Source organism: Micromonospora tarapacensis (assembly GCF_019697375.1).
In the GTDB taxonomy this organism is placed as follows: Bacteria; Actinomycetota; Actinomycetes; order Mycobacteriales; family Micromonosporaceae; genus Micromonospora; species Micromonospora tarapacensis.
In genome coordinates this window covers 2,908,757-2,929,239 of record NZ_JAHCDI010000004.1, presented here as the reverse complement: position 1 = coordinate 2,929,239, position 20,483 = coordinate 2,908,757, and the positions used below count along the sequence as shown (strand labels likewise).

The following is a 20,483-nucleotide window of genomic DNA, read 5'->3' as shown; positions in this document are numbered from 1 at the left end:
CCGCTGACCGGATCCGGTCCCCCAGTGCACCTGCAAGCCGTCGGCGTAGGTCTGGATCAGCTCGAAGGCCAGCCGGTCGGTCTGCGGCAACGGGGCCATCGAGAACACCAGCCGGGCCGGGCCCGTGCCGGCCTCGCCCGGCGCCCGGGACCAGGTCAGCGCGCCGGTCACGACGTCGGTGGCGGGGCCGTGCATGCCGGCGACCGGCGCGTCCAGCTTGCGGGCGGTGATCGCCGGCGCCCACCCCGGCACCGACAGCGGGTACACCTCGGCGATCGGTGGCTCCGCCGGGATCCGGATCTCGATCCGTTCGGTACGGACGCCGGGCCGCTCGTCCGGCACCACGAACTCGATCTTGACCGAGTTGCCCTGCTGAGCCTCGGTCGGGGTGAAGGTCACACCGTCGGCCCACGCCGTAGCGGGCCAGAGCAGCACCATGGCCGTGGCCAGCGCGGCCACCGGCCCGCCCCGGCGTCGACGGCTCCCGCCGCGCGTCATCGCCATTCTGGGTTCCCATCCGTGTCGTCACGACCGGAACCGGCTCCGGCCACACCTGGTAGTTCGGATCCGGGGCCGGAATGGTTCAACGTCGGGTCGGTCGGGTGCCGCCGGTGTCGGCGGCGGTGCCGTCGAGGCGACAGATAGCATCGCGGTGAGCCGGCATCGGCACCTACCGTCACATCTGCCCAGAGGAGTCACCCGTGTCCGCACCCCGTACCCCCGCCGTGGCCGACCCCGTCGTCGTGGCCGCCGGGACGACGGCGGCCGACGCGGTGACCGCGGCCGGGTTGCCCGCCAACGGCCCGAAGGCGATCGTGGTGGTCCGCGATCCGCGTGGCGTACTGCGCGACCTGGACTGGCGCCCGGCCGAGGAGACCGTGGTCGAGCCGGTCGCCCTCGACTCCCCCGACGGGTTGAACGTGCTGCGCCACTCGACGGCGCACGTGCTCGCCCAGGCCGTGCAGCACATCTTCCCGGAGGCGAAACTCGGCATCGGCCCGCCGATCGACAACGGCTTCTACTACGACTTCGCGGTGGACAAGCCGTTCCAGCCCGACGACCTGGCCAAGCTCGAAAAGCGGATGCAGGAGATCGTCAGGTCCGGGCAGCGGTTCCGCCGCCGTCGCTTCGGCAGTCTCGACGAGGCCAGGGCCGAGCTGACCGCGGAGCCGTTCAAGCTGGAACTCATCGATGTCAAGGGCGAAGGGCTGGACTCCTCCGAGGTGATGGAGGTCGGCGGGGGCGAGCTGACCATCTACGACAACCTCGCCGCCGACGAGGACAAGGTCTGCTGGTCGGACCTGTGCCGCGGCCCGCACCTGCCCAGCACCCGGCTGATCGGTGCGTTCAAGCTGATGCGCTCGGCCGCCGCGTACTGGCGCGGATCGGAGAAGAACCCGCAGTTGCAGCGGGTGTACGGCACCGCCTGGCCGACCCGGGACGGGTTGAAGGCGTACCTGAAACTCCTGGAGGAGGCCGCCCGGCGCGACCACCGCAAGCTCGGCGCGGAGCTCGACCTGTTCAGCTTCCCCGACGAGATCGGCTCCGGCCTCGCCGTCTTCCACCCCAAGGGCGGCATCATCCGCCGCGAGCTGGAGGACTACTCGCGCCGCCGGCACGAGGCGGCGGGGTACGAGTTCGTCAACAGCCCGCACATCACCAAGGCGCAGCTCTTCCAGACCTCGGGGCACCTGCCCTACTACGCCGACACGATGTTCCCGCCCATGCAGCTGGAGGGGGCGGAGTACTACCTCAAGGCGATGAACTGCCCCATGCACAACCTGATCTTCCGCTCGCGCGGGCGGTCCTACCGTGAGCTGCCGCTGCGGCTGTTCGAGTTCGGCACCGTCTACCGGTACGAGAAGTCGGGCGTGGTGCACGGGCTGACCCGGGTGCGCGGGCTGACCCAGGACGACTCGCACATCTACTGCACCCGGGAGCAGATGCCCGGCGAGCTGACCACGCTGCTGTCGTTCGTGCTGGACCTGCTGCGCGACTACGGCCTGGACGACTTCTATCTGGAGCTGTCCACCCGCGACGACTCGCCGAAGTTCATCGGGTCGGAGGCCGACTGGGCGGAGGCCACCGAGGCGCTGCGCACCGCCGCCGAGACCTCGGGCCTGGAACTGGTGCCCGACCCGGGCGGCGCGGCCTTCTACGGCCCGAAGATCTCGGTGCAGGCCACGGACGCCATCGGCCGGACCTGGCAGATGTCCACCATCCAGGTCGACTTCAACCAGCCCGAGCGGTTCGGCCTGGAGTACCAGGCGGCCGACGGAACCCGGCAGCGACCCGTCATGATCCACCGGGCGCTGTTCGGCTCGATCGAGCGGTTCTTCGGCGTGCTCACCGAGCACTACGCCGGGGCGTTCCCGGCCTGGCTGGCCCCGGTGCAGGTGGTCGGCATCCCGATCCGCGAGGAGCACGGCGACTACCTGCACGGCTTCGTCGCGGCGCTGCGCGCCGAGGGCATCCGTGCCCAGGTCGACGCCGGTGACGACCGGATGCAGAAGAAGATCCGCACCGCACAGCAGCAGAAGATCCCGTTCATGGTGATCGCCGGTGACGACGACGTGGCCGCCGGCACGGTCTCGTTCCGGTACCGGGACGGCTCCCAGCGCAACGGGGTGCCGCTGACCGAGGCGGTCGCCCACGTTCTCGACGTCGTCTCCTCCCGCACCAACACCGGCCCGTCCGCGCAGATGTGACACCGCCCCTGCCGGGCGTCGGGCTGCGGCTCGGCGCCGGTGGGGCGGGGTCGTAGGATCGCCGGTGTGACTGGGGCGCAGCAGCACACCGACGAAGGCATGGCCGACGGGCTGGACCGGCTCTGGACGCCCCACCGGATGACGTACATCTCCGGCGAGGACCGGCCCGAGGGCGGCTACGAGAAGCCCACCGGGTGCCCGTTCTGCCTGGCCCCGGCCCGGCCGCCGGAGGAGAGCCTGGTGGTGGCGCGCGGCGGGCACGTGTTCGTGGTGCTCAACCTGTACCCGTACAACCCGGGGCATCTGCTGGTCTGCCCGTACCGGCACGTGGCCGACTACACCGACCTGGACGGGCCGGAGACGGCCGAGTTGGCATCGTTCACCCAGACCGCGATGCGGGTGATCCGCAAGGTCAGCAACGCGCACGGCTTCAACCTGGGCATGAACCAGGGCGGGGTGGCCGGCGCCGGCATCGCCGCCCACCTGCACCAGCACGTGGTGCCCCGGTGGGGCGGGGACGCCAACTTCATGCCGGTGATCGGGCGCACCAAGGTCCTGCCGCAGCTGCTGGGCGACACCCGCGACCTGCTCGTGCGCGCCTGGCCGTCCTGACCCGCAGCCGCTGGCGGCCGGGTGACGCCCGGCACGGGCCGCGGTTCGGTCGCGTCGCGGCCGGGTGGGGATCCACACCGGATCCGTGGCGAGCCGGGTGATCCGTACGGGTACCGGTGCCCGTACGGATGATCGTGGTCAACGTCGTTCACACCCCGTCCGGAAGATGGCACGATGCGCCGATGCGGGAGTCGACGCGGACACTGGGCCGCAGCGGCATCGAGGTCGGTGCGCTGGGCATGGGCTGCTGGGCGATCGGCGGACCGTGGGCCGAGGGACACACCCCGCTGGGCTGCGGCGCCGTCGACGACGAGGAGTCGGTCCGGGCGATCCGCCGGGCACTCGAACTGGGCGTGACGCTCTTCGACACCGCCGACACGTACGGGGCCGGGCACGGTGAGCGCATCCTCGGGCGGGCCTTGGACGGCCGGCGCGACGCGGCGGTCATCGCCACCAAGTGGGGCTACACGTTCGACGAACGGACCCGGCAGGCGACCGGGCCGGACGCCTCACCGGCCTACCTGCGCCGGGCCGTGCGGGACTCGCTGCGTCGTCTCGACACCGACCGGATCGACCTCTACCAGTTGCACCTGGCCGACCTGCCCGTGGCGCGGGCCCAGGAGCTGATCGGCACGCTGGAGGACCTGGTGGCCGACGGCCTGGTCCGGGCGTACGGCTGGCGCACCGACCGGGCCGGCCGGGCCGCCGCCCTGGGGCACCACGCCCCGCACGCCGCCGCCGTGCAGCACAGCCTCTCGGTGCTGCGCGACGCCCCCGAACTGCTCGCCGTGTGCGACAAGTACGACCTGGCCAGCGTCAACTGTGGCCCGCTGGGCATGGGACTGCTCACCGGCAAGTACCATCCCGCGTCGATCCTGCCCCGCGACGACGTCCGGGGAATGACCTCGGGCTGGCTGGAGTGGTTCCGCGGCGGTCGCCCCGCCCCGGAGTGGTTGCGCCGGGTGCACGCCGTCCGGGCGGCGCTGACCGCCGACGGGCGCACCCTGGCCCAGGGGGCACTGGGTTGGATCTGGGCCCGCAGCGACCGCACGATCCCGATCCCGGGCTGCCGCACCGTCGCCCAGGTCGAGGAGAACGCCGCCGTGCTGGCCCTCGGCCCGCTCACCGCCGACCACTTCGGCGAGGTGGAGCGCCAGCTGGCGGCGTTGCGCACGGCGGCACTCCGGGAGGCCGACCGTCCCCACTGGCCCAGTCCGATGCTGCCCACCGCCCGCCCCTGAGCCGGGTGGGCCCGGTCAGGCGTGTTCCTTGCGGAGCTGGTCGGCGAGGTGCGGGGGCATCGGGTCGTGGCGGACGAAGGTGCGGCGGAAGGTGCCGGTGCCGGCGGTCATCGCGCGTAGCTCCACGGCGTAACGCAGCAGTTCGGTGGCGGGGACCTCGGCGCGGACCAGGGTCCGCCCCTCGGCGTCCGGATCGGGCTCGGTGCCGAGCACCCGGCCACGCCGGCCCGACAGGTCGCCCATCACCGCCCCCACGCTGGCGTCGGGCACCCGCACGGTCACCTCGTCGACCGGCTCCAGCAGCGCCGGCTCCGCCCTGGCGGCGGCGTCGCGCAGCGCCAGCGCCCCGGCGGTCTGGAACGCCGCGTCGGAGGAATCCACGCTGTGCGCCTTGCCGTCGACCAGGGTCACCCGCACGTCCACCACCGGGTGGCCGGCGACCAGGCCGCGCTCCAGTTGGGCGCGCACGCCCTTCTCCACCGAGGGGATGTAGTTGTGCGGCACCGCTCCGCCGACCACCCGCTCCACGAACTCGACGCCGGCACCGCGCGGCAGCGGCTCCACCTCGATGTCGCAGACGGCGTACTGGCCGTGCCCGCCGGACTGCTTGACGTGCCGGCCGTGCCCGCGGGCCGGCGCGGTCAGCGTCTCCCGCAGCGCCACCCGCACCGGCTCGGTGTCCAGCTCGACCCCGCCGGCGCGCAGCCGGTCGAGGACCACGTCGGCGTGTGCCTCGCCCATGCACCACAGCACCAGCTGGTGGGTTTCCGGGTTGCGTTCCAGCCGCATCGTCGGGTCGCCGGTCACCAGCCGGGCCAGGTTGCGGGCCAGGGCGTCCTCGTCCGAGCGCGACCTGGCCACGATCGCGATGGGCAGCAGCGGCTCGGGCATCTCCCACGGGGCGATCAGCAGTGGGTCCTCCCTGGCGGAGACGGTGTCACCGGTCTCCGCGCTACCGGACTTGGTGATCGCGCAGATGTCGCCGGCCACGGCCACGCCGACCTCCCGCAGGGCGGCGCCGAGCGGGCTGTAGAGATGGGCGATGCGCTCGTCGGCGTCGTGGTCGGGGTGGCCGCGTTCGGTCAGGCCGTGCCCGCAGATGTGCGCCGTCTGGTCGGGGCGCAGCGTGCCGGAGAAGACCCGGACCAGGCAGACCCGCCCGACGTGCCGATCGATTGTGGTCCTGACCACCTCGGCGACCAGCGGCCCGTCCGGGTCGCAGGTCAGCGGCGGGCGGGGTGAGCCGTCCACCCCGCTGACCGCGGGCAGGTCGTGCTCCAGCGGCGACGGGAAGCCGGCGGTGAGCACCTCCAGCAGCGCGTCCAACCCGACCCCGGTCGCCGCGCAGACCGGCACCACCGGATAGAAGTGGCCCCGGGCGACGGCCTTCTCCAGGTCCTTGATCAGCAGATCGGTGTCGATCTCCTCGCCGTCGACGTACCGGTCCATCAGGGTCTCGTCCTCGCTCTCGGCGATGATCCCCTCGATCAACTCGTTGCGGGACTCGGCGATGGCCGGCAGGTGCTCCGGGTCGGGCTCGCGGACCTGCGGCGGCAGGCCGCCGGTGTAGTCGAAGACCCGCCGGGTGATCAACCCCAGCAGGCCGGCGGTGGACTCACCGTCGTCGCCGAGCATCGGCAGGTAGAGCGGGACGACGTTGTCGCCGAACACCCGCTGGCACAACGCCACCGCCTCGTCGAAGTCGGCGCGGGGGTGGTCCAGCCGGGCCACGGCGACCGCGCGCGGCAGGTCCACCGCGGCGCACTCCTCCCAGAGCGCCGCGGTGGCGGCGTCCATCCCGTCGACCGCGGAGACCACGAACAGCGCGGCGTCGGCGGCGCGTAGGCCGGCGCGCAGCTCGCCGACGAAGTCGGCGTAGCCGGGCGTGTCGAGCAGGTTGACCTTGATCCCGTGGTGCAGCAGCGGCGCGCAGGCCAGCGCCACCGAACGCTGCTGGCGCACGGCCGCCGGGTCGTGGTCGCAGACGGTGTTGCCGTCGGTGACCGAGCCGGCCCGGGTGATCGTGCCGCTCGCCGCGAGCAATGCCTCCACCAGGGTCGTCTTGCCCGCTCCGGAATGACCGACGAGCACCACGTTGCGGATCCTCGCGGGGTCGGTCACCGCCGGTACGCCGCCGGTGGCCCCCTTGTCCTGACTCCTCTGCGCCATCGGGCGCACCTCCCTCAGCCGGTGGTGGTGGTGGCGACCGCCGCGTGCGACGGGGACGCGGCCCGGGCGGGTGCTGCGGCGATATCCTCCGGTGGTTCGCGGGGAACCAAGCAGTCAACAGGTGATGGGGTGAGCTGGGTCACCCCCTGGGTCGATCTCACACCCGATGCCGGGCCGGCACAACCCTCCCCGGTCTCCACCTGCGGTGTCGCCGGTCGACGGCCGACCGTTATCGTGGGACCGCCATGGCGAAGATCTTCCAAGTGTCGGCCCGCGCGGGGATGACCCGCGTCGTCGAGCCGATCGCCCGTAGCCTGCTGCGCGCGGGCGTGTCCCCCAACGCGGTCACCGTCGCGGGCACCCTCGGGGTGCTCGTCGGCGCACTCGGCTTCGGCGCCCGCGGCCATCTGGTCGCCGGTGCGCTGATCGTGACGGTCTTCGCGTTGACCGACCTGCTCGACGGGACGATGGCCCGGATGAGTGGCGGGTCCACCCGGTTCGGTGCGTTCCTCGACTCGAGCATGGATCGGGTCGCCGACAGCGCGGTGTTCGGCGCGGTGGCCTTCTACCTGGCCCGCGAGGGGGACCGTGCCGGCCTGGCCGCCGCGCTGATCTGCCTGGCCGCCGGGGGGCTCGTGTCGTACGTGAAGGCCCGCGCCGAAGGGCTCGGGATGAGCGGCAACGTCGGCATCGCCGAGCGGACCGAGCGCCTGCTGATCGTCGGCGTCGGTGGTCTGCTCACCGGCCTGGGCGTCGATCCGGCGCTGCCGATCGCGCTGTGGCTGCTCGCCGCGGTGTCGCTGTTCACCGTGGGTCAGCGGATGCGGCACGTCTACCGGCAGGCCCAGCAGGTCGACGCGCCGGGCGGCCAGGGGTGAGCGGCACACCGCGGCGGTACCGCCGGTGAACCTCACCGAACTCGGTTTCGTCGCCGGCTGGCGGCTGGTCCGGGTACTGCCCCGGCCGTTCACCGCCGCGGCGTTCACCGCCGCGGCGGACCGGGCGCACCGTCGCCGGGGCGTCGGCGCCAGCCGGCTGCGGGCCAATCTGCGGCGCGTGGTCGGGCCGGAGCTGCCCGAGGCGGAGCTGGACGAGCTGGTGCGCCGGGGGCTGCGCTCGTACGCCCGCTACTGGATGGAGGCGTTCCGGCTGCCCGCGCTGAGCCGTGAGCAGATCCTCAGCAATTTCCGGCTGGACCGCGCCGAGCTGCTCGCCGCGGACGTGGCGGCCGGGCGCGGCGCGGTGGTGGCCCTGCCGCACGCCGGCAACTGGGACGCGGCCGGGGCCTGGGTGGTGGCCAACGGTTGGCCGCTGTCCACGGTCGCCGAGCGGCTCAAGCCGGAGGGCGTCTTCGAGCGGTTCGTCGCCTTCCGGCAGCGCCTGGGGATGGAGATCCTGCCCACCACCGGCGGCGAACGGGCCGCGATCGACGTGCTGACCGACCGGCTGGCCGCCGGGGCGGTGGTGCCGCTGCTCGCCGACCGGGACCTGTCCGCCCGCGGCGTGGAGGTCGACTTCTTCGGCGGCCGGACCCGGATGCCGGCCGGTCCGGCACTGCTCACGCTGCGCACCGGCGCACCCCTGTACGTCGCGTCGATGTGGTACGAAGCGGATGCGGCGTGCGCCTCGCTGGCCGGCCCGCTGCCGGTGCCGGGGCCCGAGGCGGGCACGCTGGAGGCGCGAGTCCGAGCGCTGACCCAGCTGATCGCCGACGGTCTGGCGGCGGGCATCGCCCGGCATCCGGAAGACTGGCACATGTTGCAGCGGATGTGGCTGGGCTGAGGGGACAGGCGTAATGCGGATCGGCATCGTCTGCCCGTACTCCTTCGACGTACCCGGCGGGGTGCAGAACCACGTCATGGACCTCGCCGAGGCGCTGATCGGACTCGGGCACGAGGTGAGCGTCCTCGCGCCGGCGGACGAGGAATCGGCGTTGCCGGCGTACGTGGTGTCGGCCGGCCGGGCGGTGCCGCTGCCGTACAACGGCTCGGTGGCCCGGATCGCCTTCGGACCGGTCTCCACCGCCCGGGTACGACGGTGGATCACCCGCGGCGACTTCGACGTGCTGCACGTGCACGAGCCGCTGACCCTGAGCCTGTCCATGCTCGCCGTGCTCTCCGCCCGGGGGCCGGTGGTGGCGACCTTCCACACCGCGATGACCCGCTCCCGGGTGCTCGCCGCCGCCCAGGGCGCGCTCCAGATCGTGCTGGAGCGGATCACCGCCCGGATCGCGGTCAGCGCACTGGCCCGCAAGGTGCAGGTGGAGCACCTCGACGGCGGGGCGGTGGAGATCCCCAACGGGGTCGCGGTGGCCAAGTTCGCCGGGGTCGAACCGCTGCCCGGCTGGCCGGGGGAGTGCGGGCCGGGCACCGGCGGCTCGCTCGGCTTCCTGGGCCGCTTCACCGAGCCCCGGAAGGGGTTCCCGATCCTGCGTGACGCCTTCGTCGAGCTGGCCCGGCAGCGTCCGGGTCTGCGCCTGCTGGTCGCCGGCCCCGGTGACCGGGACGACCTGTTCGACCGCTTTCCGGCCGACCTTCGGGACCGGGTCACCTTCCTCGGCCTGGTCTCCGAGGAGGAGAAGGCACGGATGCTGCGCAGCGTGCACCTCTACGTGGCGCCGAACACCGGCGGCGAGTCGTTCGGCATGATCCTCACCGAGGCGCTGGCCGCCGGGACCACGGTCGTCGCCAGCGACCTCGACGCCTTCCGCCGGGTGCTCGACGGCGGCCGGGCCGGGCGGATGTTCCCCACCGGTGACCCGGTGACGCTGCGCCGCACCCTCGGGACGTTGCTCGACGACCCGGCCCAGCGGGCGGAACTGACCGCCTGCGGCGACCAGGTGGTGGCGAGTTTCGACTGGCCCGTGGTTGCCCGTCGGGTTCTGGAGGTATACGCAGCGGCGATCGAGGCGACCGACGGGCGGGTGATCGACCAGGAGTGGGTGGGGTTGACCTGATCGGCAGGAACGGGAGCAGCACTACGATGCCGGGCATGTGGTGGGTGGTGGGCGCGACGGTGGTCGTCGCCCTGGTCTCGGCGTACCTGATCTGGACCGCCGGCCGGGTCGAGCGGCTGCAGGCCCGCGCCCAGCTCGCGGCCCGCGCCCTGGACGCCCACCTGCTGCGCCGGGCCGCCGCGGCGGCGGTGCTGGCCGAGCGGAGCTACGGCGTCGAGTTGTACGCGGCGGCGCGCATCGCGCTCGACGCCGGGCCGGACGAGCGGGAGGCGGCCGAGAACGACCTGACCCGGCAGCTGCGAACGGTCCAGCTCGACCTCACCGACCCGGACTGCGAGGCGGTCGTCGCCGCCAGTCGGCGGCTCGCCCTGGCCCGGCAGGTGCACACCGATCTGGTCCGGGACGCCCGTGCGGCGCGCGGCCGGCCGCTGGTGCGCCTGCTACGGATGGGACACCGGCACACCTGGCCGCGCTACTTCGACATCGACGATCCGACGCTCGCGATCCCCGCCGACGTGCCCACCGGCTGAGTCGGGTGGGTGGTGACGGCGGCCACAGAACAGGCCACCACGGGTCTGATTGGCTGTCGGAGCGGCGTTGACCCGGGCGTAGCATTCCCGCTGCCACCTCCCGAGGACGCCTGAGGAGCGATGATCCGTGCCCGAGACGACTTCCCCGAACGCCGGCGCCACCCCGGTCGTCGGCACCGCGCGCGTGAAGCGCGGCATGGCCGAGATGCTCAAGGGCGGTGTGATCATGGACGTGGTCACCCCGGAGCAGGCCAAGATCGCTGAGGACGCCGGTGCGGTCGCGGTGATGGCGCTGGAGCGCGTGCCCGCCGACATCCGCGCCCAGGGCGGGGTGTCCCGGATGAGCGACCCCGACATGATCGACGGCATCATCGAGGCGGTCTCCATCCCGGTGATGGCCAAGGCCCGCATCGGCCACTTCGTCGAGGCGCAGATCCTGCAGTCCCTCGGCGTCGACTACGTCGACGAGTCCGAGGTGCTGACCCCGGCCGACTACGCCAACCACATCGACAAGTGGGCCTTCACGGTGCCGTTCGTCTGCGGCGCGACCAACCTGGGCGAGGCGCTGCGCCGGATCACCGAGGGCGCCGCCATGATCCGCTCCAAGGGCGAGGCCGGCACCGGCGACGTCTCCAACGCCACCACCCACATGCGGAGGATCCGCCAGGAGATCCGCCGCCTCCAGACCCTGCCGACCGACGAGCTGTTCGTCGCGGCGAAGGAGTTGCAGGCACCGTACGAGCTGGTCAGGGAGATCGCCGAGACCGGCAAGCTGCCGGTGGTGCTGTTCACCGCCGGTGGCATCGCCACCCCGGCCGACGCGGCGATGATGATGCAGCTCGGTGCCGAGGGCGTCTTCGTCGGCTCCGGCATCTTCAAGTCCGGCAACCCCGCCCAGCGGGCCGCGGCGATCGTCAAGGCGACCACCTTCCACGACGACCCGGACGTGCTGGCCAAGGTCTCCCGGGGCCTCGGTGAGGCGATGGTCGGCATCAACGTCGACGACATCCCGCAGCCGCACCGCCTCGCCGAGCGCGGCTGGTGACGTGAAGGCGACCGCACCCGTCATCGGTGTGCTCGCCCTGCAGGGCGACGTCCGCGAACACGTCACGGCCCTGACCGGCGCGGGTGCCCAGGCCCGCCCGGTACGCCGGCCGGCGGAACTGGACGCGGTCGACGGCCTGGTCATCCCGGGCGGGGAGTCCACCACGATCAGCAAGCTGGTCGACATCTTCGAGCTGCGCGATCCGATCGACAAGCGGATCGCCGCCGGCATGCCGGTCTACGGCTCCTGCGCCGGCATGATCATGCTGGCCACCGAGGTTCTCGACGGCCGGCCGGACCAGCGCGGTTTCGACGGCATCGAGATGACAGTCCGGCGCAACGCGTTCGGCCGGCAGGTCGACTCGTTCGAGGCTCCGGTGGAGATCACCGGCGTCACCGGTGGCCCGCTGCACGCGGTCTTCATCCGGGCACCCTGGGTCGAACGGGTCGGCGACGGCGTCGAGGTGCTGGGCACGGTGACCGACGGCCCGGCCGCCGGCCGGATCGTGGCGGTGCGGCGGGACAACCTGCTGGCCACCTCGTTCCACCCGGAGCTCACCGGTGACCTGCGGCTGCACGCCTACTTCGTGGACCTGACCCGCGCCACAACCTGACCCCCCACCCCCATGCGCCGGACCGCCGCATGGCAGCAGCAACTTCGGGGATGTTGCTGCCTCCAAACGCTTTGAGACAGCAGTTTCCCCGAAAGTGCGCGGATCTTACGACCGTTGGCGGGGGCGTCAGCCGGGCACCGAGCGGAGGCTGCCGGGGCGGCGACCCAGCAGACGGTCCAGCGTTGCGGCGCTGCCCGCGTCGGCCGGCTGCTGCACGACCAGCCGCTGCTGGTCGTCGGCGAGTTCCAGCGTCTCGTACGACAGCCGCAGCGGCCCCACCTCCGGATGCCGCAGCCAGCGCACGCCGCTGGACTGGACGGCGACCGGACGGCGCTGCCACCGGGACCGGAACGGCGCACCGACGGCACGGTCGAGCCGTTCGGCGAACTCGTCGGTGGCCGGGTCACCCCCGCGCAACCGGTGCAGGTCAGCGACCTGCTGGTCGGCGAGCTCGGCCCAGTCGGGAAAGTGTTCCGGTGCGCGTTCGTCGGCGAGGATGAACCACACGAGGTTGGGCTGCTCGTCATCGAACAGCCCCAGCGGGCGAGCCAACCGGTCGAACGGCTCGTTCCAGGCCAACACGTCGCCGAGCCGGTTGAGCAGGTACGCCGGCCGGTCCCGCAGCGCCTCCAGCAGCGTCCGGATCTGCGGGCGGACGGTACGCGACACGAACGGTCGCCCACCCGCGCACAGGTGCCGACGGTGGTCGACCGACGCGAGTTGCTGAAGGTGCCGCCGGTCGGCGTCGTCGAGCCGCAGCGCCTCGGCCAGCGCGGCGAGGATGCCGGGCGACGGGCGGGTGTCGCGTCCCTGTTCGAGCCGGGTCAGGTACTCCACGCTGACCTGGGCCAGCGTGGCCAACTCCGCACGGCGCAGGCCCGGGGTACGTCGCCGGCCGTTGGTGGGCAACCCCACCTGTTCGGGTCGCAGCGCCTCCCGGCGGATGCGGAGGAACGCGCCCAACTCGCCGTCCATCACGCATCAAGTGTGCCGTGGCCGCAGCCCGCGAGCATGTCCCTGCCAGGGCTACTCTCCCGCCGGTCTCCCGAAGAGCTCTCGACAGGGGTGGGATCGGGTCATGAACAGTACGCAGCAGAACGGACCGATCACGGTGGGCCTGGTCCTGGGCAGCAGTCGCCAGGGGCGACGCGGCCCGGCGGTGGCGGGATGGGTGGCCGAGACGGCGGGTCGGCATCCAGCGGCGCGAGCGGGGGAGATGACCGTCGAACTGATCGATCTCGCCGTGCACCGGCTACCGATGCTCGACGAACCGGTGCCGGCGAGGTTCGGCGACTACCGTCACGAGCACACTCGTCGCTGGTCGAAGGTGGTGGCGGCCTGCGACGCCTTCGTTTTCGTCACCCCGGAGTACAACCGTTCGGTCCCGGCGGTGCTCAAGAACGCCATCGACTACCTGGACGCCGAGTGGCGCGGCAAGCCGGCTGGGGTGCTCAGCTACGGCGCGCGCGGTGGCGGGCAGGCCGTCGAGCACCTGCGGGCGATCCTGGGCGAGGTGGGCATGGCGGTGGTACCAGGCCACGTCGAGTTGCAGCTCTTCACGGACTTCCAGTGGCCCGCCGAGGGCGTCTCCCCGACCGCCAACGCGCGGATCGCACCCGCGCCAGAACGTGCGGCAGAGGTGGCGGTCATGGTGACCGGCCTGGTGGACGCCGCCCGCGGCGCCGTCCCGGTGCCGGTGCGGTGAGCATGGACACCCTCCTGATCAGCTACCGGGTCCAGGCCGAGCGTCTCGACGAACATCTGACCCTGCTCGGTGCGGTCCACGAGGAACTGGCCCGGACCCGACCGCCCGGGCTGCGCTATCTGACCCTGCGGCTCGCCGACGGGCTCAGCTTCGTCGACATCGCCATGGGCCCCGAGCTGCCGGGACCGCTGCCGTTGCTGGAGTCGTTCCGTCGCTTTCGGGCCGGGCTGGAGGAGCGGTGCGAGCAGCGGGACACCGTCGCGTTCACGGTGCTGGGATCGTACGGGATGGGGTAAGGGTTTTGCCCGCTTTGTAGCGATCGGGGGAGATCGGGCTGGCTGCCGGCGTGCGGCGGGTGACGACCACCCGCCGCACGTCGGTAGGATTGTCGAGATTCGGCAGGGTCATCTGGCCGCCACGGCTTCCACCAGAGCCGACCGGCACCACCGTGTGCGCCGGTGCGGGGCGTGCGCGGTGCGGTCGATGCAGACGGCGGGTAGCAACGGAGGTAACAGATGTCCGGCCACTCAAAGTGGGCGACGACCAAGCACAAGAAGGCGGTCATCGACGCCAAGCGCGGCAAGATGTTCGCCAAGCTGATCAAGAACGTGGAGGTCGCGGCCCGTACCGGCGGTGGCGACCCGGCCGGCAACCCGACCCTCTACGACGCCATCCAGAAGGCCAAGAAGAACTCGGTCCCCAACGACAACATCGATCGCGCGGTCAAGCGCGGCTCCGGCCTGGAGGCCGGCGGCGCCGACTACCAGACGATCATGTATGAGGGGTACGGGCCGAACGGCGTCGCGCTGCTGATCGAGTGCCTGACCGACAACCGCAACCGTGCCGCCACCGAGGTGCGCACCGCGCTGACCCGCAACGGTGGGTCCTTCGCCGACGCCGGCTCCGTGTCGTACATGTTCTCCCGCAAGGGCGTGGTGATCGTGCCGAAGGCGGGCACCACCGAGGACGACGTGATGCTGGCGGTCCTCGACGCGGGTGCCGAGGAGGTCAACGACCTGGACGAGGCGTTCGAGGTGGTCTCCGAGCCGACCGACCTGCTCGCCGTGCGGACCGCCCTTCAGGACGCCGGCATCGAGTACGAGTCGGCCGAGTCCTCGCTGATCCCCAGCGTCTCCGTGCCGCTGGACGAGGAGGGCGCCCGCAAGATCTTCAAGCTGATCGACGTCCTGGAGGACAGCGACGACGTGCAGAACGTCTACGCCAACTTCGACGTCAGCGACGAGATCATGGCCGCCGTCGGCTGACCCGGCGTTCGAGTCGAAGGCGCTGACCCCACTGGTCAGCCGGTAAGTGAATCTTGGACAGTTTCCGTTCCTCGCTAACGGAAACTGTCCAAGATCGCCCGCATCGAGGACTCGAAGGTGCGTCCGTGGCCTTCGAGGGCTTGGCGGCTGGTAGTTGCTAGAGATGTCTTTCCAAAGCGTCCTCTACTATATGGCTGACGAGATACCTGGGCGTGCGCTCAACGTCACCGACCCGCGTGCCCTGCGGGCGTACGCCCATCCGCTGCGGATGCGGCTGATCGGGCTGCTGCACGGCGAAGGGCCGACGACCGCGACGCAGGCGGCGGCTCGGCTCGACGACAACGTGCCGAACTGCTCGCCGCAGAGCTGCGCGAGGTCACGGGGCAGATCGACGCGTTGCTGGCCCGGTACGACGAACGGATCGCCGACCCGGCGAAACGCCCGCCCGGATCCCGACCGGTGACGTTCGTCCAGATGGCGCTACCGCGCGGCGCCGTACCTCCGCACGAGACGGCGAGCGGAGGCGAGTCGTGACCGAACCTCTCGTCCTGGCCGACCTGGCGCCGCCGACTCAGCGGCTGGTAGCGGCGCGTGAGAGGGAGTTGGGGCATACCCCATACGGTGACCCATAGGGTTAAGTCGAGGAGCCACGGCAACTGTCTACGGTCCGCCTCATGGAGCTGGTGGTGTGCGCATGAGATCCGGATCATGCTCGGTGGCATCAGCAAACAGCGTGTCTATGTGATCACCAGCCATCGGAACTTCCCTGAGCCGGTAGCGGACCTGATGCAGGGCAAGGTGTGGCGGAAGGTGGATGTGCAGGCGTGGATCCGGAAGCATCGGCCGGAGTTGGCAGGGGAGTGAGCCCGAGGCTGGAGCCGGTGGCCGGGCGCTTCGCCCCGGGCCAGGCGGTGGTGCGGCGGGAGATCCTGCGCGGTGAGGTGTGGTTCGGCTGCCCGACGATCTGCGTCGAGGACTCGCCCGACCTGCTCGCGCTCTACCTGCCGCCCGGCGCGAGTTCGGCTTCCCCGAGTCGGGCGAGTTTCCGTGCGGCCGGCATCCGTGGCAGGTCGCCGGGCACACCGCCTGGACGGGTCACGGCAGGCTGATGCTGCAACGGCCCGGCGAGGCGCACTCGGTCGACGTGTTCTGGTCGGGCCCGGAGCGTGCCTTCGCCGGCTGGTACGTCTTCAAGGATGTGGAGATCTTCGCGCAGCGGCTGGTGGAGGGGCGCTACCCGGGCATGGGCGAGGCGATCCGTGCCGAGGGCGACCGGATCGCCGCCCTGCTCGACGTCGGCGAGCACCGGTGGGACGAGTCCTGGTCGACCTGGCAACCCGACCCCACCTGGCCCACCCCCGTCTCCCCACCAACTGGGCGGCTTAGCCCAGGGTCTCGCGTTCGCGCCAGGCGGTGCGGATGGAGGTGCGGCCGTTGGTGCGCAGCAGGGAGCCCTCGTACACCCGGGCTCCGGCGAGCAGGAAGCCCAGCGCCGCGACCAGGAGCAGGGCCAGCGAGACGACCAGCTCCCACGCGGCGGCGTCTCCGGTGAACAGCCGCAGCGGCATCGCCGTCGGCGCGGAGAACGGCAGGTAGGACAGCACCCGCATGGCGGTGACGTTGTCGTTGAGGAAGATCACCGCGAAGAACGGCAGCATCACCGCGAGCTGCACCGGCATCGACACACCGCCGATGTCCTCCAACCGGTTGACAAGCGCACCGGCCGCCGCCCACATCGACGCGATAAGCACGAAGCCGAGCAGGAAGAACGGCAGGAACCAGCCGATCGCCGGGCCGAGCAACGACAGCAGCCCGCCGCTGTCACCGAACGCCATGCCGGCCACCGCGACCAGGGCGACCAGTGCGATCTGCCCGAGCGCGAGGATGGTGCCGGCGAGCATCTTGCCGGCCAGCAACGCGCGGACCGGCACCGCGGCGACCAGGATCTCCACGATCCGGGTCTGCTTCTCCTCGATGATGCTCTGCGCGATCTGCACGCCGAAGGTCTGCGAGGTGAGGAAGAAGATGAAGGCGAAGGCGAAGGGCACCAGGAAGGCCACCACCGGGTCCACCGCGTCGGGATTCAGCAGCCGGACCGGGGGTTCGCTGCTCAACGCGGATACCACGTCACCGGGTGCGTCGTCCATGGCGAGCACCGCCGGGCCGGCGACGACCGCGGCGTCCGCGTCCCCGTCGCGGACCGCCTGCTCGGCGGCGGCGTCGTCGGGTACGGCGAGCACCTCCAGCCCCGCCGCCCGCAGCGGACCGGCCGCCGCCTCGGTCACGGCCACGGTGGACGGCCCGCCGGACAACAGCGGCGGCAGGATCGTCGCCGCCGCCGCGATCAGCAGGAAGACGACGGTGCTGATCAGGAAGGTACGGTCGCGCAGCTTGACCCGGATCTCCCGGGCGGCGACCAGGCGGGTGGCCTGCATGACGTTCACTTGGCGACCTCTCGGAAGATCTCGGCGAGGGAGGGGCTGACCGGCCGGAACGCGCGGACCGGGCCGCGCGCCAGGGCCGCGCGCAGCACGGGCTGTTCGTCGGCGCCGGGGCGAGGTCGAAGACGGCGCGGGCGCCGTCGAGGTCCACCAGGCTCACCCCGGGCTGGTCCCGCAGCCAGCCGGCGTCGGTCTCCACGACCAGCTCGAACCGGGGCATGGTGTACGCCGAGCGCAGCTGCTCCCGGCTGCCGGCGGCGCGGATCGCGCCGTCCGCGATGATCACCAGGTCGTCGCAGAGCCGCTCGACGACGTCGAGCTGGTGACTGGAGAAGAGGACCGGGGCACCGGCGGTGGCCCGCTCCCGCAGGACGCCGACGACCGTGTCGACGGCCAGCGGGTCGAGGCCGGAGAAGGGCTCGTCCAGCACCAGCACCTCCGGGTCGTGCACCAGCGCGGCGGCGATCTGTGCCCGCTGCTGGTTGCCCAGGGACAGCGTCTCCAGCAGGTCGTTGCCGCGTTCGGCGAGTCCCACCCGCTCCAGCAACCCGTCGGTGGCGCGGCGAGCGGCGTGGACGGTCAACCCGTGCAGCTGACCCAGGTAGGTGACCTGCTCGCGGACGCTCATCTTCGGGTACAGGCCACGCTCCTCGGGCATGTAGCCGAAGCGCCGCCGCGCGTCCCGGCTCAGCGGTTCGCCCCGCCACGTCACCTGGCCGGCATCGGCGGCGAGCACGCCGAGGATGATGCGCATGGTGGTGGTCTTGCCGGCACCGTTGCCGCCGACGAAGCCGGTCATCCGGCCGGCGACGACGTCGAACGAGACGTCCTTGAGTACCTGACGGTCGCCGAAGCTGCGGTCGACGCCGTCGAGACGGAGCACGCTGGTCATGGGGCAACGCTAGGTCGTGGATGGCGGGCTGCCGTCCGCCCGCCGACGGAGATCACGGCTCCTTCTCGCGGTGGAGGCCGCTCACCCTCCGGGCCGGACCACCCCGTGTTCGTACGCGAAGACCACTGCCTGCACCCGGTCACGCAGGCCCAGCTTGGCCAGCACCCGGCTGACATGCGACTTGACCGTCGCCTCGCCCAGGTGCAGGTTGGCGGCGATCTCGGCGTTGCTGGCGCCCCCGGCGACGAGCACCAGGACCTCGCGTTCGCGGGGTGTCAGGGTCTCCAGCGCCGCCTCCGACGCCACGTCGTCACCGGGTTGGCTGCCCGGGCGGGCGAAGGTGGCGATCACCCGCCGGGTGAGTTCCGGCGCGAGCAGGCCGTCGCCACGGGCCACCACCCGGATCGCGTCGACAAGTGCCTCCGGCGTGCCGTTCTTGAGCAGGAAGCCGCTCGCCCCGGCGCGCAGCGCGGCGAACAGGTAGTCGTCGCGGTCGAAGGTGGTAAGCATCAGCACGGCCGGCCCGCCGGGCTCGTCGGCGTCGGCGCCGATCCGCCGGGTGGCTTCCAACCCGTCCACCCCGGGCATCTCCACGTCCATCAGCACCACGTCCGGACGCAGCGCCCGGGTCATGCCGACGGCCCGCTCCCCGTCGGCGGCCTCGCCGACCACCTCGATGTCGTCCTCGATCTCCAGAATGACCCGAAAGCCGGTACGCACGAGGTGATGGTCGTCGGCGAGGAGCACCCGGATCGGGTTCACACCGGACTCCCCGCCGGCAGCGGGAAGCGGGCCCGCACCCGCCAGCCACCGCCGGTACGCGGACCCACCTCCAACTCACCGCCGTGGGTGGCGACCCGTTCCCGCATCCCGACCAGTCCCAGCCCGTCGGCGTTCGCCGAGCGGGTGGCCCGGCCGTCGTCGCTCACCTCGACCTCCATCTCCTGCGCCAGATACCGGATTCGGACGTCGAGCAGACTCGCCCCGGCGGCGTGCTTCAGCACGTTCGTCACGGCCTCCTGCACCACCCGGTACGCGGCCTGGGAGACCGACTCGGGCAGCGGCTGCGGGTCGCCGTACACCCCCACGGTGGCGCGTAGGCCGGCCTCGCCGGCCCGGTCCACCAGGGCGGCTATCCGATCGACCCCGGCCGGCTGTCGGGTGTTCTCCGGGTCGCCGTCGTGGGCCCGCAGCACACCGAGCATCCGGCGCAACTCGTCGATCGCCTGGCGGGCGGTCTCCTCGACGGAGGCGAGCGCGGCACGGGCCTTGGCCGGATCCTTTTCCAAGACGCGGCGACAGGCCGCCGCCTGTACGCCCATCACGGACACGTGGTGGGCGACCACGTCGTGCAGCTCACGGGCGATCCGGACCCGCTCGCCGACCACCGCGTGCTCGCGTACCTCGGCCTGTGACCGGCGCAGCCGCTCCGCCTGCTCGGCCACCTGATGCTGACGACGGGCGGCCACCCAGGCGGTCTCGCCGAAGAAGTACGCGAACCCGAAGTACAGCGCATTTACCAGGATCCCGGTGACGATCGCGGCGAGCACCGGCGGCACCGGGCCGACCGCGTCGGCGAAGGCCTCCGCGCTGAGCGTGCCGTAGTTGATCGACAAGGAGATGCCCATCCAGGTGAACATCGCGACGATCACGCCGATCCGCAGCCGGCGGGACACCCGACGGTCCCGACCCCAGGCGCCGAGCGTGTAGATGGCGATGAACAGCGCCCAGGAGGAGAGCTGCCACTCGGGGACGGCGCGCACCTGCGAACCGATGAACGCGGCCGACACGGCAAGCGTGGCGGCGACGGGAAAGCGACGTCGCCAGATCAGCGGCAGCGGCACCGCGACTGTCCAGAAGAGCTGTTCGACACCGGACGGCGGTGGTCCCAGCATGAACGCTCCGGTGCTACGGGCCAACGTCAGGCTGAGCAGGGCGAGGACCGTCGCGGCGAGACCGGCGTACAGGTCGAGTCGTCGCTGCTCCGGCGTCGGGCCCGGTCGCCGCCACTCGGCACTGGTTCCGGCCCGCCGCCACTCGTCGGTGGTCTCGGTGCTCACCCCGGGCAGCATGCCATCCCCGCGCCGCCCGCCCGTCGCGTCGGTGCGATCAGGTGCTCGGTCCGCTCGCCGGTCCTCACGGACAGTGCTGCCCGTCCTCCCTCCACCACCATCCTGCGCCTCCTTTGCTCTGCTTCAACCGGCGCAACGCTCACGGAACGTATCAGTGGGTGCGGCACGTGTGGCCGACGGCTGGCGCAGCATGCCTGCTCAGGCGCCAGTGCGCGGGTTGAAGCAGAGCAAAGG

20 protein-coding genes and 2 pseudogenes are annotated in these 20,483 nt (G+C 72.0%); 15 read left to right on the top strand and 7 right to left on the bottom strand.

Annotated elements, in window-relative coordinates:
• Positions 1 to 27: 27 nt before the first annotated feature.
• Positions 28 to 438: pseudogene (locus tag KIF24_RS33170) on the bottom strand (DUF1775 domain-containing protein); the annotation flags it as partial.
• Between the two features lie 263 nt (positions 439 to 701).
• Between KIF24_RS33170 and thrS the strand changes: the two are divergent.
• The 3 genes from thrS (at position 702) to KIF24_RS19250 (ending at position 4,561) form a co-directional block, all read left to right on the top strand.
• The gene (gene thrS / locus KIF24_RS19260) at positions 702 to 2,708 is read left to right on the top strand and encodes a threonine--tRNA ligase (protein ID WP_221085237.1); all 2,007 of its coding nucleotides are present in this window, start codon (positions 702 to 704) and stop codon (positions 2,706 to 2,708) included.
• Between the two features lie 99 nt (positions 2,709 to 2,807).
• A complete protein-coding gene (locus KIF24_RS19255) occupies positions 2,808 to 3,320 on the top strand; it encodes an HIT family protein (protein ID WP_221087440.1) in 513 nt (170 codons plus the stop codon).
• Between the two features lie 182 nt (positions 3,321 to 3,502).
• Positions 3,503 to 4,561, top strand: a complete 1,059-nt coding sequence (locus KIF24_RS19250; protein WP_221085236.1) for an aldo/keto reductase — start codon at positions 3,503 to 3,505, stop codon at positions 4,559 to 4,561.
• Positions 4,562 to 4,576: 15 nt separating this feature from the next.
• Here the strand turns inward: KIF24_RS19250 and KIF24_RS19245 are convergent, their stop codons facing one another.
• The gene (locus KIF24_RS19245) at positions 4,577 to 6,730 is read right to left on the bottom strand and encodes an elongation factor G-like protein EF-G2 (protein WP_221085235.1); all 2,154 of its coding nucleotides are present in this window, start codon (positions 6,728 to 6,730) and stop codon (positions 4,577 to 4,579) included.
• Positions 6,731 to 6,975: 245 nt separating this feature from the next.
• Between KIF24_RS19245 and pgsA the strand changes: the two genes are divergently transcribed.
• The 6 genes from pgsA to pdxT all read left to right on the top strand — a co-directional run bounded on the left by pgsA (position 6,976) and on the right by pdxT (position 11,874).
• Entirely contained in the window at positions 6,976 to 7,608 is a 633-nt protein-coding gene (gene pgsA, locus KIF24_RS19240; RefSeq protein WP_221085234.1) for a phosphatidylinositol phosphate synthase, read from the top strand.
• Positions 7,609 to 7,633: 25 nt separating this feature from the next.
• A complete protein-coding gene (locus KIF24_RS19235; RefSeq protein WP_221085233.1) occupies positions 7,634 to 8,512 on the top strand; it encodes a phosphatidylinositol mannoside acyltransferase in 879 nt (292 codons plus the stop codon).
• Between the two features lie 13 nt (positions 8,513 to 8,525).
• The gene (locus tag KIF24_RS19230; RefSeq protein ID WP_221085232.1) at positions 8,526 to 9,686 is read left to right on the top strand and encodes a glycosyltransferase family 4 protein; all 1,161 of its coding nucleotides are present in this window, start codon (positions 8,526 to 8,528) and stop codon (positions 9,684 to 9,686) included.
• Positions 9,687 to 9,721: 35 nt separating this feature from the next.
• Complete coding sequence (locus tag KIF24_RS19225) at positions 9,722 to 10,216, top strand: hypothetical protein (protein WP_221085231.1); 495 nt, start codon at positions 9,722 to 9,724, stop codon at positions 10,214 to 10,216.
• Between the two features lie 127 nt (positions 10,217 to 10,343).
• Positions 10,344 to 11,261: a pyridoxal 5'-phosphate synthase lyase subunit PdxS gene (gene pdxS, locus KIF24_RS19220; protein ID WP_221085230.1), complete on the top strand. Its 918-nt coding sequence runs from the start codon at positions 10,344 to 10,346 to the stop codon at positions 11,259 to 11,261.
• A gap of 1 nt (position 11,262) precedes the next feature.
• Positions 11,263 to 11,874: a pyridoxal 5'-phosphate synthase glutaminase subunit PdxT gene (pdxT, locus tag KIF24_RS19215; protein ID WP_221085229.1), complete on the top strand. Its 612-nt coding sequence runs from the start codon at positions 11,263 to 11,265 to the stop codon at positions 11,872 to 11,874.
• Between the two features lie 126 nt (positions 11,875 to 12,000).
• Here pdxT and KIF24_RS19210 read toward each other — a convergent pair whose 3' ends face one another.
• A complete protein-coding gene (locus KIF24_RS19210; RefSeq protein WP_230416643.1) occupies positions 12,001 to 12,849 on the bottom strand; it encodes a helix-turn-helix transcriptional regulator in 849 nt (282 codons plus the stop codon).
• A gap of 103 nt (positions 12,850 to 12,952) precedes the next feature.
• On the opposite strand from KIF24_RS19210, the gene KIF24_RS19205 reads away from it, so the two are divergent.
• The 6 genes from KIF24_RS19205 (at position 12,953) to KIF24_RS33165 (ending at position 15,953) form a co-directional block, all read left to right on the top strand.
• Complete coding sequence (locus tag KIF24_RS19205) at positions 12,953 to 13,579, top strand: NADPH-dependent FMN reductase (RefSeq protein WP_221085227.1); 627 nt, start codon at positions 12,953 to 12,955, stop codon at positions 13,577 to 13,579.
• Positions 13,580 to 13,581: 2 nt separating this feature from the next.
• Entirely contained in the window at positions 13,582 to 13,875 is a 294-nt protein-coding gene (locus KIF24_RS19200; RefSeq protein ID WP_221085226.1) for a hypothetical protein, read from the top strand.
• Between the two features lie 219 nt (positions 13,876 to 14,094).
• Positions 14,095 to 14,844: a YebC/PmpR family DNA-binding transcriptional regulator gene (locus tag KIF24_RS19195; protein WP_221085225.1), complete on the top strand. Its 750-nt coding sequence runs from the start codon at positions 14,095 to 14,097 to the stop codon at positions 14,842 to 14,844.
• Between the two features lie 190 nt (positions 14,845 to 15,034).
• Positions 15,035 to 15,307 carry a winged helix-turn-helix domain-containing protein gene (locus KIF24_RS19190; RefSeq protein WP_230415752.1) on the top strand — a complete coding sequence of 91 codons (273 nt, stop codon included), beginning with the start codon at positions 15,035 to 15,037 and terminating at the stop codon, positions 15,305 to 15,307.
• Positions 15,308 to 15,552: 245 nt separating this feature from the next.
• Entirely contained in the window at positions 15,553 to 15,708 is a 156-nt protein-coding gene (locus KIF24_RS19185) for a hypothetical protein (RefSeq protein ID WP_221085224.1), read from the top strand.
• A complete protein-coding gene (locus tag KIF24_RS33165) occupies positions 15,705 to 15,953 on the top strand; it encodes a hypothetical protein (protein WP_230415750.1) in 249 nt (82 codons plus the stop codon). The genes KIF24_RS19185 and KIF24_RS33165 overlap by 4 nt, the downstream gene beginning before the upstream one ends.
• Positions 15,954 to 16,226: 273 nt before the next feature.
• Here the strand turns inward: KIF24_RS33165 and KIF24_RS19175 are convergent, their stop codons facing one another.
• The 4 genes and pseudogenes from KIF24_RS19175 to KIF24_RS19160 form a co-directional block, all read right to left on the bottom strand.
• A complete protein-coding gene (locus tag KIF24_RS19175; RefSeq protein WP_221085223.1) occupies positions 16,227 to 17,288 on the bottom strand; it encodes an ABC transporter permease in 1,062 nt (353 codons plus the stop codon).
• Positions 17,285 to 18,177: pseudogene (locus KIF24_RS19170) on the bottom strand (ABC transporter ATP-binding protein). The gene KIF24_RS19175 and the pseudogene KIF24_RS19170 overlap by 4 nt, the downstream one beginning before the upstream one ends.
• An 81-nt stretch (positions 18,178 to 18,258) precedes the next feature.
• Entirely contained in the window at positions 18,259 to 18,939 is a 681-nt protein-coding gene (locus tag KIF24_RS19165; RefSeq protein ID WP_221085222.1) for a response regulator, read from the bottom strand.
• The gene (locus tag KIF24_RS19160) at positions 18,936 to 20,237 is read right to left on the bottom strand and encodes a sensor histidine kinase (protein WP_331461196.1); all 1,302 of its coding nucleotides are present in this window, start codon (positions 20,235 to 20,237) and stop codon (positions 18,936 to 18,938) included. The genes KIF24_RS19165 and KIF24_RS19160 overlap by 4 nt, the downstream gene beginning before the upstream one ends.
• Positions 20,238 to 20,483 lie beyond the last annotated feature (246 nt).